Origin of the sequence: Methylocaldum szegediense, assembly GCF_949769195.1 — a bacterium.
Classification (GTDB): Bacteria; Pseudomonadota; Gammaproteobacteria; order Methylococcales; family Methylococcaceae; genus Methylocaldum; species Methylocaldum szegediense.
Genome location: NZ_OX458333.1, coordinates 866064 through 880591, shown reverse-complemented (window position 1 = coordinate 880591; position 14528 = coordinate 866064). Strand labels below are relative to the sequence as shown.

At 56.4% G+C, this 14528-nt stretch carries 11 protein-coding genes and 2 pseudogenes; 5 read left to right on the top strand and 8 right to left on the bottom strand.

Annotated elements, in window-relative coordinates:
* Nucleotides 1–463 precede the first annotated feature (463 nt).
* Nucleotides 464–1718, top strand: a pseudogene (locus QEN43_RS03785) (IS256 family transposase).
* 70 nt (nucleotides 1719–1788) lie between these two features.
* Nucleotides 1789–1959, top strand: a complete 171-nt coding sequence (locus QEN43_RS03780) for a hypothetical protein (RefSeq protein ID WP_156912913.1) — start codon at nucleotides 1789–1791, stop codon at nucleotides 1957–1959.
* 282 nt (nucleotides 1960–2241) lie between these two features.
* Here QEN43_RS03780 and QEN43_RS03775 read toward each other — a convergent pair whose 3' ends face one another.
* A complete protein-coding gene (locus QEN43_RS03775; RefSeq protein ID WP_317963712.1) occupies nucleotides 2242–2727 on the bottom strand; it encodes a pilin in 486 nt (161 codons plus the stop codon).
* Nucleotides 2728–3532: 805 nt separating this feature from the next.
* Here QEN43_RS03775 and QEN43_RS03770 point away from each other — a divergent pair.
* A pseudogene (locus QEN43_RS03770) lies at nucleotides 3533–4909 on the top strand (IS1380 family transposase).
* Nucleotides 4910–5010: 101 nt separating this feature from the next.
* On the opposite strand, the gene QEN43_RS03765 reads toward QEN43_RS03770, so the two are convergent.
* A complete protein-coding gene (locus QEN43_RS03765; RefSeq protein ID WP_026612026.1) occupies nucleotides 5011–5346 on the bottom strand; it encodes a hypothetical protein in 336 nt (111 codons plus the stop codon).
* Nucleotides 5347–5511: 165 nt separating this feature from the next.
* A complete protein-coding gene (locus tag QEN43_RS03760; RefSeq protein ID WP_317963711.1) occupies nucleotides 5512–6684 on the bottom strand; it encodes a hypothetical protein in 1173 nt (390 codons plus the stop codon).
* On the opposite strand from QEN43_RS03760, the gene QEN43_RS03755 reads away from it, so the two are divergent.
* The gene (locus QEN43_RS03755; RefSeq protein ID WP_317963710.1) at nucleotides 6679–6879 is read left to right on the top strand and encodes a hypothetical protein; all 201 of its coding nucleotides are present in this window, start codon (nucleotides 6679–6681) and stop codon (nucleotides 6877–6879) included. The two genes, QEN43_RS03760 and QEN43_RS03755, sit on opposite strands and share 6 nt — an antisense overlap.
* A gap of 1003 nt (nucleotides 6880–7882) precedes the next feature.
* Nucleotides 7883–8185, top strand: a complete 303-nt coding sequence (locus QEN43_RS03750) for a BON domain-containing protein (RefSeq protein WP_026612024.1) — start codon at nucleotides 7883–7885, stop codon at nucleotides 8183–8185.
* 61 nt (nucleotides 8186–8246) lie between these two features.
* On the opposite strand, the gene QEN43_RS03745 is transcribed toward QEN43_RS03750, so the two are convergent.
* The 5 genes from QEN43_RS03745 to QEN43_RS03725 form a co-directional block, all read right to left on the bottom strand.
* Nucleotides 8247–9083: a metallophosphoesterase family protein gene (locus tag QEN43_RS03745; RefSeq protein ID WP_026612023.1), complete on the bottom strand. Its 837-nt coding sequence runs from the start codon at nucleotides 9081–9083 to the stop codon at nucleotides 8247–8249.
* Nucleotides 9084–9125: 42 nt separating this feature from the next.
* Nucleotides 9126–10064 (bottom strand): diacylglycerol/lipid kinase family protein, encoded by a 939-nt coding sequence (locus tag QEN43_RS03740; protein ID WP_036269324.1) that lies wholly within the window; start codon nucleotides 10062–10064, stop codon nucleotides 9126–9128.
* 28 nt (nucleotides 10065–10092) lie between these two features.
* Nucleotides 10093–11610 carry a R3H domain-containing nucleic acid-binding protein gene (locus QEN43_RS03735; RefSeq protein WP_026612022.1) on the bottom strand — a complete coding sequence of 506 codons (1518 nt, stop codon included), beginning with the start codon at nucleotides 11608–11610 and terminating at the stop codon, nucleotides 10093–10095.
* A 148-nt stretch (nucleotides 11611–11758) separates the two neighbouring features.
* A complete protein-coding gene (locus QEN43_RS03730; protein ID WP_026612021.1) occupies nucleotides 11759–13249 on the bottom strand; it encodes a SpoVR family protein in 1491 nt (496 codons plus the stop codon).
* Entirely contained in the window at nucleotides 13246–14508 is a 1263-nt protein-coding gene (locus QEN43_RS03725; RefSeq protein ID WP_026612020.1) for a YeaH/YhbH family protein, read from the bottom strand. Before QEN43_RS03725 ends, QEN43_RS03730 begins: the two co-directional genes overlap by 4 nt.
* Nucleotides 14509–14528: the final 20 nt, after the last annotated feature.

The window sequence follows — 14528 nt, the reverse complement described above, 5'->3', positions numbered from 1 at the left end:
CAAGCTGTGGACGCCGCACGCGCCGTCCTCCGCCCGCGCAGCGGGTGCGATCGCCATCGAAATCACGAACAAACCTAACAATGCCTGATAAGGTCGATTCCTCAACATTCGAGTTCTCCCAAATCAGTTGGTATGAAGCGTTCAAAAACCCTTGAGGGCAAACCCCTTCTGCATGTTGTCGCTGAACGGATTCGCGAACGCTTGCCGGCGGCTTTGCTTCCGCACGATTCGCAGTGTGTAACCTGCCGTATCTTCTTTCAACCGAGGCCAAAACGCTTGTCATCCATGGCCGATTTTTCTGTAGGAATTGGCAGACACAGCCGATCCCGGTGTGCGTCAATCGTCGTAGGCGGATTCCGTCGGTGGAGTTATCCTCGAATTTTGTGGACGAGAGGCTGAAGTAGGCAGCGTATTCCGGATGGTCTTGGAGGTCATCCATTCCTACAGGAGGAGCGGATACGCCATGAGTGACGATAAGATCATTCCGTTGAAGAATCCAGGGGCACCAGCTCCCGTGGCGGATGCCTTAACGGAGTTGTTACGGGAAGGCGCCCAGCGGATGCTGGCGGCGGCGATCGAAGCGGAGGTGGCCGCCTTTCTGGAGCGATTCAAGGACGAGAAAACGGCGGATGGGCGCCAAGCGGGTGGTGCGGAACGGTCATCTACCGACGCGGTCCATCCAGACCGGTGTGGGTCCTATCGAGGTCAAGGTGCCGCGGGTGCGAGATCGGTCGAAGGCGATCTGGTTGACCTCGGCGATTTTGCCGCCGTACCTTCGGCGCCCCCAGAGCCTTGAGGCGTTATTGCCGTGGTTGTACTTGAAAGGGATCTCGACCGGGGATGTTCAGGAGGCGCTGACGGTGCTGTTAGGGCGGGAGGCGCCGGGGCTGTCGGCGAGTACGATCAGCCGCTTGAAAGAGGCTTGGCAGGACGAGCATCAGCGTTGGTCGCGGCGGGATTTGTCGAACCGGCGTTATGTGTATCTCTGGGTAGACGGTATCCATTTCGGGGTGCGGTTGGAGGATGCGGCGCAGTGCATTCTGGTGGTGATAGGGGCTACGGCGGACGGCAAGAAGGAGTTGCTGGCGTTGGCTGATGGCTATCGGGAGAGCGAACCGTCCTGGCGCGAGGTGCTGTTGGATCTCAAAGCCCGGGGTCTCACCCTTGATCCGCACCTGGCCATCGGCGACGGCGCCTTAGGCTTCTGGAAAGCCTTACCGCAGGTGTACGGGACCACCCGTGGCCAACGCTGTTGGGTCCATAAGACGGCGAATGTGCTCAATAAGCTGCCGAAGAGCCAACAGCCCAAAGCCAAAGCGGCGTTGCACGAGATCTGGATGGCCGCCACCCGGCAGGAAGCGGAGAACGCGTTTAATCACTTCGTCGAGGTGTATCGGCCCAAGTAGCCCAAGGCGGTGGCCTGCCTGGAAAAGGATCGGGAGACGCTGTTGGCGTTCTACGATTTTCCGGCGGAGCATTGGATTCACCTGAGGACCACTAATCCAATTGAATCCACCTTTGCCACGGTGAGGCTCAGAACCGCTAAAACGCGAGGCTGCGTGTCACGGGGAAGTATTCTCGCGATGGTGTTCATGCTGGTGAAAAGCGCCGAGCGACACTGGCGGAGATTGAATGGGATTCCCCGGCTGGCTCAGGTCATTGAGGGAGTCGTGTTCAAGGACGGCGTTCAGGAAGACGCCGAGAAAGTCGCCGCCTGATCAACTCCCCATACACAAAATTTGACCATTACTCACCCGCCTTGCCTTGGCACTCAATCGCCCCGATCAGATGATCATCGAAACCAAGACCAAGGATCGAACAGAAGAAAAAGTGATCGACTACAACCGAGTCGAGCTGATCGCGGATCCGGTCGGCCAGCAGACGCTCGATGCGCTTCGCCGGGTCGGAATCCTGGAGGTGAGCATTTCAGCTGCGACGATGATCAGGTTGTATTCCTGATTCCGGCGAAATCGGAACCTATTAAATGATCAAGCCGGATGGCCTATTCGAACGGTACACGGCGCTATACCTACGCGACAGCCCTGAGTCTGTGAGAAGAGAGTCGGATACGTACTGAAGCCGGACGAACGGATTCTTTTGGAGACACACCGCCGCCTGAAGGCGGCCGACAAAATCAGACTTATTGCTATCGGAGAGGCGTTTTCCGACTTGGAGCAGTAGAGAATCGAGGAAGATGCAAAGCTCCTCGAATGAGGAGCTTTGCAGATTGAGCCAACTAGATTAGAGCGGAGCCTTACGGCAATTTGCCGGGAAGTACTTGTGCAGTTTGGTATCGTTGCCGTCATTGCCGCAATGCCAAGCGACAATCGTATCGCCATCGGCGGCTTTCGTTTTCAAATCCTTATCACTCGTCGGCGTAAGAACGAGCTTTTTGCCGTTTACATCGTTATGCACGTTCTGGAGTACGACTGAGATAACCCCGTCCTCGACAGCAACGGACTCAACATATTGCGTCTGTTCAATTTGACACCCCGCTTCCCCAATTTCATCCGGCAATCTTGAGGTGGCTGCCGCAAACTCCATAACGCTCGTCTTGCAGGCCGACGCCGCGTTCACCGCCTCGGTAACCTTTGATCGATTGATGTAATCCTGGTATGCAGGGATACCGATGGCCGCCAAAATACCGATGATCGCCACCACGATCATCAATTGACGCGGTACCGGGTCAGAAAGTGACGTATCCAGGGGCAGAAAATGACCGTTCAATTCATCGTTCTCGTTGATGAGAAGGTGGGGGAGTTCTACCTGACGGATCGGGGCCTTCTATGCGTATCGAAAGGGAGGGAGAGGGTCCTGAGCCCGCAGGACAAAGTAAACCTCGGGCCATGTGGAGTGGTTTCGGCGGCGGATATCGTGGCCACCTGGCTCCGGCAATCCAACCGAACACCGGAGGCCCAACAAGCAGCTGAAAAATTTCTCAATACAGCTGCCCTTTAGCCGCACTCCTGCTCGAAGAAATCCCATCCAACATTCTGCGAACCGGCAGGACCGATGACAATCGGCTGCGGGATGCTGTCGTGGCGACGAGGCGAGCCGGGGTAGCCTCAAACAGCCTGGAAGAATATGCTGCCAACCCGGCCAAGCTCCTGGTAACGGAAAGGGACGCCTGACCGTAGGCTTGGAGATCGCAGAGCCAGCCAGGTCGGCCGATAGCGGGATGTCACTGCCGAAATTAGGGACAATTTGGTCCCCGGCTGGCGGCGTGCAATCACCACCAAAGTCGAGAATGACATCGTTGCCCTCGGGCGGCGTGTAATCGCTCATACTGCTGTTAGTCGGCCGTAGATTACGGTGTTGAAGTCTGGAGCCTGGTTGAGGTCATCGAACGCAATCACGAAATATTGAGCGCCCGCATCGAGTCCGCTTAACGAAAACTTCCCGTTGAAACCACTTTTCATCGAAGCGATTAAGAGCCCGTTAGCCCGGATATTTCATCATGAGGAGGGTCGGCACAGCGTTGAAACCTGCATAAAATCAGGTTGCGAAACAGATTGTGTGGGGAGCTGTGCCGATGCCAAATTGTAGCGCTGATGAGATGACATTTGGACGCCTGGGACGGCGGGTCATCGAAGCCAATTTCCGGGGTGGAGCGATCAGTTCCGATGGCGGACTCGTGCTCTTGCGGCAGTTGGATCGACGCCTTGGCTTATCGAAGGCGGTAGCGCAGGCGTTGAACGATCCGAGGGCTCCGAACCGCATCACACATGCCCTGCAAGACCTGGTCGCCCAACGGCTTTAGGGTCTGTGTTGCGGCTATGAGGACCTCAATGATCATGACCGGCTGCGGCACGATCCGCTGCTGCAAACGGCGGTGGGCAAGGTGACGGCTCTGGCCAGCAGCCCGACGTTCTCACGCCTGGAAACCCGTGCCAGCCGTGCCGATGTGGTGGCCTTGAATCGGGTGCTGGTTGAGCAGTTCATCGCGTCCCAGCCTCAAACACCGCGCGAGCTGATCCTCGACATCGACGCCTCCGATGTGCCGCTGCACGGGCATCAGGAACTCGCCCCATTTCACGGCGACTACGATCAGTATTGCTATCTGCCGCTGTATGTCTTTTGTGGTCAAGCGCTCCTGATCTGTCTTTTGCGGCCCAGCCGGATCGATGGGGCGAAGCATTCGGCGGCGGTGATCAAACTGTTGGTGACACGCTTACGGCAGGCGTGGCCGAAGGTTCGCATCATCGTCCGGGGCGATTCCGGCTTCTGCCGGCAGAGGCTCTTGCGTTGGTGCGAACGCCATGCTGTTGGCTATGTGATCGGTGTGGTGCGCAATGCGCGCTTGCACAAGGCCGTCGCGGCTTGGGAAGACGAGCTCAAAGCCGCCTTTGCCGAAACCGGTCTCAAGCAGCGCCGCATTCACGAATTCCGCTACGCGGCCGACTCCTGGAATATCGAACGGCGCATCATCACCTGCTTGGAGTTTGGCAGCCAAGGCGCCAATCCAAGGTTCGTGGTGACGAATCTTGAAGGGAACGCCGACGCCCTCTACGATCCGCTCTACTGTCAGCGCGGAGAAGCCGACCCATTCGATAGGATCGAATGGGAGCGGAAGCCCCGAAGGGGTGAGCCGTAGGGAGGCGGCGAACAAAATCGGATCAAGGAAACACAACTGGACCTCTTCGGCACCCGCGCCAGTGGCCATAATTTTCTCGCCAACGCGCTGCGCCTGCTGTGGGCTGCCCTCGCGTATACGCTGATGCAGCGGCTGCGCGAGATCGCGCTCGCCGGTACCGAGCTGGCGCGGGCAACCGCCGCGACGATTCGGGTGAACCTCCTTAAGATCGGCGCTTCGGTGGTGCGCAATACGCGCCGCATTCCTATCCTCTTCGCCTCGCATCATCCCCAGCGTGAGACCTTTCTCGTCGCCGCCCGTATCCTCGCCACCTGACCCGGTCCGAGTGCGGTCCCCGGCACGATGACAAACAATGGGGTAAGGGGGACTTGCGTCTATTGTTCAGAAATCCCTTCGTTTTTGCCCGATCGCCTTCCCTAGTCGCATGCCGTTGACCCAACCGCCCCATTACTCCTGCCCGAGAAAAGGAGCTGATGAAATATCCGGGTTAGTTCCAGGCCGGGCACCAGTGCCCACCAGCCCATGGCGCTATAGAGGGCTCGTTGCACGGGCTGCGTCAGCCGTGCGGCGATGATGTAAGCGATACGCTTGTACTCCAGAGCCGCCAGGAAATCCTCGTCGAAGAACCCACAATTCGCCCGCAAAAAGCCCACGATGATCTCCCCGAGGTGGTGCAGGGTGGATTCGAGAAATTGCAGGGCATTATTGGCCCTGTGGACATTCCCCGACCGTAGCCCAAAATTGGCCACCATCGGGCTTCAGCGATGAAGGCCAGCAGCTAACCCACTGTAAATCGTTTTGTTATGACCGACCGGGATAGCCTCATGACGGCATTGGTTAACACGCCTGTCCCCTACTGCGAACGGAGCGGCCAATGGCTCCGCTGATCCGCCCCGTTCGATGTGCTGACCGTATCGTTACAACGATTTCAGATACTCAACCAAATCGCGTTTTTCCCGACCGTTTAGTCCCAAATCAAAGCGCTCGTTGTAACTGTCCACAACATCCATCAAGGTTTTGAATCGACCGTCATGGTAAAAACGTCCTTTATTCTCCGGTCGCATGTAAAGGCCTCGTTCACGCACAAAAATTCCGGCGAGGTTCATCGTCTTGTAGGCGTTTCCGGGAGCACGATTCGCCTGAAAACCATCGATCTTCATCTCTTCCGGTGTGTGCAGATTCCAGCCCGGCTCGGTCCACAGCGGCTCCACATGACAACTTGCGCACTTGGCTTTGTCGCGGAACAGTTCGCTCCCCCGTTCGGCCGCCCCTGCATCGAAGTCCACGCCAGCTTTGGGCTTGGGTGCGGACAAGGCTAGCTGATAGACATGAAGCGCCGGCAGCTTGGGAGTAACTTGGTCCTCTTTCGGATCGACGAATATGTGGCCAAATTTTTCCGCAGCGGCGATCGGATATTTATCGGCATCATCCAGCCGAGGATCAAAGAAGGTGCCGACTCCGCGCAGTTCCAATACGGCTACAAACGCATTCCAGTAGGTCACCGTACCCCAGTCGCCGGTCCAAGTGTGTTGATTGTAGCCTGCAAGCCCAAAGGCGTTCGGAAGGAGCGTGGCAGCCGGCTTGCCTTCCGGCGTGAATGCCTTACCGTCGAGCAGGAGTTCCGCGTCGAATTTGCCGGGTCCCCAGCTCCGTAGCACGTCGCGAACTTCTGAGTCGGTAATGTTGGGGTGAACGATTCTCAGCAAATCTACGATCGGTTGTAGGTTCGGAGCGAAGGCAATGATGGCTCCGACGTTGAGGTCGCGATTCGCCCAGCCGTCCAAGCGCTCGCCGACGCCCGGAGCGAGCGAATCATTGACGGTGGAGTGACAAAGAGCACAGGTGAGTCCCACGGATTTGAGCGATCCATCGTCGTTGAACGTGCCTTTGACACCCAATACCGCATCCTGCTTGATCAGAGCCAGCGTAACCGCGACATCGTCCAAATCGACCGCCCCCTGTTCGAGTTGCTGAACGACTGAATCCGGCAGCGCCTCTACGTCAACCTTTAGCCCCAAGTCCAGGGCTTGTTGCGGCGTCAGTCCATTACCGATTCCGCCGAAGCGTTCCCCCTCGATTGCTTTATGCAATTGAAGCGCATCACCCCAGAATTGTTCGTCGCCAAAAGTATCGAAGCGAAAAATTTCTCTTCCTTGGTTAACCATCTGCACGGCATTTCGGACAATGTGGTCGCGCTCCAATTGGGAGGCTATGTCGGACTCTGCCGATTTGCCGGTCTGATGGGAATCATTGGCAGACGCCGCCAAGCTGAACACTGTAAGTGACAGAAATAAGCGAGTGATTGTCCGGGTGCTAAGGGTGACTCTCTCCATAAGTCTTTCCTCACTATTCCAATATGAGTTTCCTGCCCATGAACGGGGCAGGCCCTTGTTATCCCTTCGACAGGAGGAGCGATTGTCAGCAAATGCCTCCGGCTCTCGTGAAACGCTTATGAAGCAAACCCGATACCGCCATGGGTTTAGAGTGGGGGAGGCAGAAAAGCCCGATGATTCAATTCAGACCTGTATAAAAAGAGACTCGAAATGAGTCGATTTTGTTCACAACTCATGCCTAATGGTCGATTGGCGCGCTCTTGTACCCGAAACCATCGGCCCGGTTTCAGCCCAGGTGTCGGTTAATTGATTCCATTTCTAATAAAAGCGTATGTAGGCCAGAATAAGCCGCTCCTGAGCTTGTCGATCGGACTGATCCCATCCAGTCCAGCAAGCCGCCTATCGCGACGAGAACTCTGCCAACGTTCTCCGGCAACAATGCCGCGACCATTTTGTCATGGAACGTACGGAAATTTACGTATATTTAACTTGGAGACGGTGAGATTAAATATGACCACCCGAGACAATCTTGGGTACGGAACAGGAAGGTTCCCGTAGGATGAATTGCGGCGAACGGACTTAGGGATATCGCCGGGAACAGGATGTTCCAAAACGCAACGGGATGTTGCGAAGGGATTTGGAGTGTCCAATGGATACCGGACGCTTCGTAGCTTCGGGTTAGGGATGCCCGACATGGAAGTGGAATGCTCCGCATGTAACTGGACTGATCCGAATTTGGCTGGGATGTATCGTTGGGAACACGGACGTTCCGTTTTTCTTCCTCCCTTCCTCTAGTCACGTTTACGCCTCTCGTGACACGGCAAGAATAACCGACTGCCGTTTCTGCTGACGTCCGTTTCCGACATAAGAATGCCTGTTTCACGCTCATGCCCCGAGTGCCGGTTCGAACACCGTTTCCGGTGCGTCGACCTTGCAATCAATCGAAGGAGAAATTATGAAAGGTAGGCAGTTTCTCGTCCTGGCATTAGTCGCCATGATTGCCGCCTGCGCCGGCTCGAGAACCCGCGAAAGTACCGGCGAATATCTCGACGACATGGCTGTTACCACAAAGGTAAAAACCGCCCTCTTGCAAGACGAAGTCGTTAAAGGACTGGATATCCAGGTCGAAACTTTCAAAGGCACGGTCCAGCTCAGCGGTTTCGTCAACACCGCTTCCGAAAAACAACGCGCCGAAGCGATCGCCCGAGATGTCGCCGGCGTCCGATTCGTCAAGAACGATATCCGCGTAAAGCAATAGCCGTTGACAAAATCTTGGCTGTTCAAACGGCCGCCGCTAGCGGAGAAATGCGCATCCGCTATCAGTCGCTGCTGTGAAGCGCTTCATTGGCAATTCGCATCCAGCCGTCTGCTCGACGTTCGAACGATTCCGCGACAGACGGGATGAACCGCCCGTTTTCCGGCTGCCAGGTGTAGCGTTCCAAACCGACTTTAGGATGTTCAATGCGAAGCACGTTGAACGCGTTGTTTTCCCCGCGCGTACGTATGGAGAGCGCAGTTCCGGCACTGATCACGAGCGCCCTGTACCCCACGATCCGATAACGCTCCCCGGTATGCGCCGCATGACTCACATGCAGATGCCCCGCCAAGAAGATGTCCACGCCGCAGCTTGCGAGCGCTTCCATGGCAATCCGGGCCCGCCCAACCAAATCACTTTCACGAGAGTTCTTGGGTAGGTCGAACGGATGATGGGTTAGCACGATCTTGATTACCGCGTCGGGATAATCGCACAGGCGATCCCGTATTCGGTCCAACTGGCGTCGATTGATCCGTCCGTTTTTGATGGTCAGCGAGCGCGCAGTGTTGACGCCGACCACAGCCATCTGCTCATCGCCGTAGAAAGGTTCGAGATTCTTGCTGATATAGCGGCGATATTTCACGAGAGGATACAAAAAACGGGCCAGCGGATTATAAAGTGGTACGTCGTGGTTGCCGGGCACCGCGATCAGCGGCTTTGGCAATGCGTCGAGGAAACGACGGGCTTCGATGAACTGAGCGGTTCGCGCGCGCTGGGTGAGATCACCTGATACCGCGACCAAATCGGGCCGGATTTCCCGAATGGCATCGATCAGCGGATCGACGAGACCATAATCGACGCGACCAAAATGTAGATCTGAAAGATGAACGATGGTTCGCATACGCGCCGCACTACGCCTCGACGAACGGCTTGCGGCAGAGAACTAGCTCGCAACCGAGCTTTTGCTTTTGCCCGATTCCGTCTTCTTCTTTGGCACCATCACCCGCAGCGCGCCCGGGCGAATGCGGTAATGGAGTGGGGTCCGCATGACAGTTACCTCGCCGTCGGTTGCAACCCGAAGCCGGTGTTCGTGCCCCGTGTCGATGATGACCTCCTTGGTCCGCATCATGTCGAAATCCTTGTCCTTGCGCAGGCTCCTCAAGAGTGCGCGAAACCCGAATTTTAGGAGCCCAAGACGGCCGATTTCTCGCGTGGTGTACAACCACAACCAACCGGAATCGAGCACGGACCGCGCTCCAATGTTGAATCCTTCGACCTGGTAGCGGTTGTTCCCGACGAAAATGAAAGGCGTGTGTCGCACGAATTCTCGACCATCGACGTGCAATCGGGCCTCCAGGATCGAATAGCGGCGCAGAACCGACGCTGTTGCCCAGAGAAATGCGGGCCATTTGCCGTATTCGAGCCGGTCTTGCAAAGACTCCCGGCCGTGGACGATGCTAGGATACAGCCCCAGGCTGGAATTGTTGACGAAAATCCTGCCGTTAACCTCTCCAACGTCGACCTGTGCGACCCTGCCGTCGACAAGCACTTCTGCGGCTTGTTCCAAACCCAATGGAATTCCGAGATCCTTGGCAAAATGATTGAGAGTACCGAGCGGCAATATGCCTAGCGTCTTTCCCGTCCCTGCGAGCACGGAGGCGACGGCATTGATCGTACCGTCCCCACCACCAGCCGCGATCGGGTCGGCATTCTCGGCGAGAGCATGCCGAGCGAGGTCGGAAACTTCATCGCCTCTATTCGCGACCGCAATGTGCAAATCTCGGTTGCGCGAAGCGAAAAATGCCTTGAGCCGTGTTTCCAGTCCCTTCTTTTCGTCACTTCCCGCGGATGTGCAAACGACGATCGCCAAGCCGGCGGCCATAAGCCAATTTAAATTAAATTAAAGAGTATTACATAGGGTAGATCACCAAATGACGGTTCGGTTCACTCCCTATGCTTTCGGCGATCAAGCCATGGCGGGTGACGATACGGTGTTGCATCTGACGCAAGGCCGCTGACCGGGGCGCGAGTTCCGCCACGACGCCTTCGGCCTTGACCTGTTGTACCGCACGCTCGGTCTCGCGCACCATTTCCCCGATCTCGTCCTGTTTGTCGCCGGGCACGATATGGAACAAACCGCGTAGGAGCTGCCGGATCTGAGCAGTCGTGTTTTTCTTGACCGAGAAGACGGGCACATGGGCGGCCTGAGCAATGCGTTGTAGGCTGGCGTCGTCTTCCCGCGACCTCAGCGTTACGATCAAATCAGCCTGGTCCGGGTATTTCACGGTGCGCGCCTTCAACTGAAGGTCCCGTATCACGCGTTCCACCGAGTCGCGGCTAAGCGCGTAAGCGTAGATGCGAACCGGGCTTTGGCGCTCCGAGCGGATAAATAAAACATCCTTCACGGTTTCATTGGCGAGTTCCGATTCAGCCGGGGGCATCGGCGCCTGAACAGGAGACGCTCCTCCGCGGCGCACGCCCTTGGGCTGTACGCCGCTCAGAATGGCATCGACCGCCTGAGCTGTGTCTGGATGCACGATTACTTCGTCCCTGGCGGTAATTTCCACGACGATATCGAAAGTGGGCGGAGCTTTCCGCTCGTTAACGGTTTTTTGCGTGCCCCGGAGGCGGGCCTCTTCGTCACTCAGAGTGACCGTTTGCACACCGCCAACCAAATCGGACAGAGTGGGATTCAGAACCAAATTCTCCAGAATGTTGCCGTGAGCCGTGCCGATCAGCTGCACACCCCGTTCGGCTATGGTGCGTGCGGCCATCGCTTCGGTAGCCGTGCCGATTTCATCGACGATGATCACTTCCGGCATGTGGTTCTCCACCGCCTCGATCATCACCGCATGCTGCCGGTCCGGGTGAGCCACCATCATTCGCCGGGCACTACCGATGGCCGGGTGCGGAACATCGCCGTCGCCGCCGATCTCGTTGGATGTGTCGATTACGATTACGCGCTTACCGAAATCATCGGCCAGCACCCGCGCAACTTCTCGCAGCTTCGTCGTCTTCCCGACACCGGGCCGGCCGAGCAGCAAGATGTTCTTGCCGCTTTCGACGATATCCCGAATCAGGTCTATGGTTCCGTATACCGCACGCCCTACGCGCAAGGTCAAGCCGATGATCTGGCTGCGCCGGTTGCGGATCGCCGAGATGCGGTGCAAAGTCCCTTCGATGCCAGCGCGGTTGTCCGCGCCGAATTCTCCCACCGCGCCAATGACGGTATCGAGGTCTTTCCGGGTTACCGGTCGACTCGATAAATTCAGCGCGGCATCGGGATAGCGGGCCTGGGGCACACGCCCCAAATCCAGGATGATCTCGAGTAAATCCCCTTTCGGCTGCAGTGCGAGGGAGGTCTGAAGCTCAGGGGGCAAAAGCTTTATGAGCAGGTGGAGATCATCCAGATGGGTCTTCGGTGTCACGTCGTTATACCCGGTAGAGCTTCGAGAATCGCTCAACGCCGTAGCCACCCCCACAACCGAATCGGCGGCTCGAGCAACCTTTCGGATCGGCCAGTCTGGAGTATTCTCGACAACTCATGACCTCCCGGCCGCCTAAGCACGGCCGAGATCAATCACATTCGTAAGTTTTCTGAACCCGCCCTTTCTCGTCTACCGATTCGAGCCTCGTCTTAAATCCCCACAGCCGGCGCACGTGCCGCAACATTTCGTTGGTACTGTCTCCCAAAGGCCTGCGGTGATGCTGATAGTGTCGCAGGGTCAGCGACCGGTCTCCACGGGTGTCTACCCGGTAGACCTGAATGCTGGGCTCCAGGTTGCCGAGGTTGTATTGATCCGAAAGCACCTGGCGAACGGCTCGGTAGCCGTCCTCGTCATGAATATGGGTGATTTCCAGTTCATCGTTCAAATCGTCGTCCAGCACGCTGAACAGCTTGAAATCCCGAATGACCTTGGGTGAGAGGTATTGCGCGATGAAACTCTCGTCCTTGAAGTTGCGCATGGCGAAATCCAGCGCCTTGATCCAGTCGCTGCCGGCCAGTTCAGGGAACCATTTACGGTCCTCCTCAGTTGGGTTCTCGCAGATCCGCCGGATGTCGCTCATCATGGCGAATCCCAAGGCGTACGGATTGATGCCGGAAAAATGATTGCTGTAATACGGCGGTTGGTAGATGACGTTGGTATGCGACTGCAGGAATTCCAGCATGAAGCCGTCGGTAACCAATCCTTCGTCGTAGAGCCGGTTCAGAATAGTGTAATGCCAGAACGTCGCCCAACCCTCGTTCATCACCTTGGTCTGGCGCTGAGGGTAGAGATACTGCGCGATCTTCCGGACGATTCGAATGATTTCCCGCTGCCAAGGCTCCAGGAGCGGCGCGTTTTTCTCAAAGAAATAAAGAAGATTTTCCTCAGGCTCCGGCGGAAAATGCTGGGGCTGCTCCTGAAAATAGGTTTCCTTTTTCGGAACCGTGCGTAGCCACAGATCGTTGATCTGCGACTGAAGATATTCCTCCCGCTCCTTCTGCCTGTGCTTCTCCTCGTTTACCGAAAGCGGCGGAGGGCGGCGATAACGGTCCACGCCATAGTTCATTAGGGCATGGCAGGAATCCAACAATTCCTCCACGGCTGCGACGCCATAGCGCTCTTCGCACTCGGCGACGTAATTGCGGGCGAACACTAAATAATCGATGATGGCGTCGGCATTGGTCCAGGTCTTGAACAAATAATTATTTTTGAAGAAAGAATTGTGGCCGTAGCAGGCGTGCGCGATGACCAGTGCCTGCATCGTCATGCTGTTTTCTTCCATGAGATAGGCGATACATGGGTTGGAATTGATGACCAGTTCATAGGCCAGTCCCATGTGACCCCGCCGATAGTTTTTCTCGACAGTCAAAAACTGCTTGCCGAAGGACCAATGCGGGTAAAACACCGGCATGCCCGTGCTCGAATAGCAGTCCATCATCTGTTCCGAGGTAATGATCTCGATTTGGTTAGGATATGTGTCCAAACCGAAATCCGCCGCGATTCGGGCAATCTCGGTGTCATAGCTCTGAAGGAGCTCGAAAGTCCACTCGGAGCCTTCGGAAAGAGGTTTGCGGCTCATGCCTGCTGCTTCTTGAAGAGTTCTCGAAAGACCGGATAAATGTCCGCAGCGCTGTAAATCGGCTGCATAGCAAAGTTCGGCCAGTATTCCGCCACTTTTTCGTATTCCATCCAGAGGCTGTGGGGCTCATGGTTGTTAATTTCGATGTAGGCGTAATACTGCACGCTCGGCATGATGTCCTCGATCAGCAAGCGTGAGCAATTCGTCGAATCCTCGGGCCAGTTGTCGCCGTCCGACGCCTGGGCGCCGTAAATGTTCCAGTCGCTTGACGGGTAGCGCTCGCGGATAATCTCCTTCATCAGCTCGAGCGCGCTCGATACCACGGTTCCGCCCGTTTCCCTGGAATAGAAGAAATCCTGTTCGTCCACCTCTAGCGCCACCGTATGATGGCGAATGAAAACCACGTCTGTTTTCTCGTAATTCCGCGTCAGAAACAAGTACAGCAACAGAAAGAAACGTTTCGCGAGGTTCTTTTTCACCTCATCCATGGAACCGGACACGTCCATGAGGCAGAACATCACAGCCTGGGTGCTGGGCTTGGGGACCTGAATACGGTTCCGGTAGCGAAGGTCGAAAGTATCGAGAAACGGTACCGCCCGAATCTTATGCTCCAACAATGCAATCTCTTCTTTCAGGGCGGTGATGCGTTCCTCGTCGGGTTCTCCGCCATTCAGCAATGCCTCGAGTTCTTTTTCCAGTTCCCTTTTCCGTTGGACAGATGGAGCCCGCAGGGCCGTGCGTCGAGCCAAGGCTTCGCGCATCGAGCGGATGACGTGAAGATTCGAAGGCGATCCGTCGGTAGTAAATCCCGCATGCTGGCTCCTGAACGTGGATTCCGTCGCCAGTTGTCGCTTCACCATGTTGGGCAGTTCGAGATCCTCGAAGATGAATTCCAAAAACTCCTCGCGCGACAGTTCGAACACGAAGTCGTCCATGCCCTCGCCGGAATCGCTGGCACGGTTGCCCGAGCCCCCTTCGCCGCTTTCCGGACGAGGCACTTTGTCGCCCGCGATGAACTCCTTGTTGCCGGGTTGGACGATTTCCCGCCGCCCACCATAGCCATGCCGAAAGGTCGGTTCCGAAATATCCTTGGTCGGAATCTGAATCTTTTCGCCGCGTTCCACGTCCGTTACCGAACGCCTCGCGACGGCGTCAGCCACGGCCTTGCGAATCTGACCGCGAAAGCGCTGAAGAAAGCGCTGGCGGTTAACAGCGCTTTTGTTCTTCGGGTTTAAGCGGCGGTCTATAAATTGACTCATGGGCTTGAATACCTATCGCA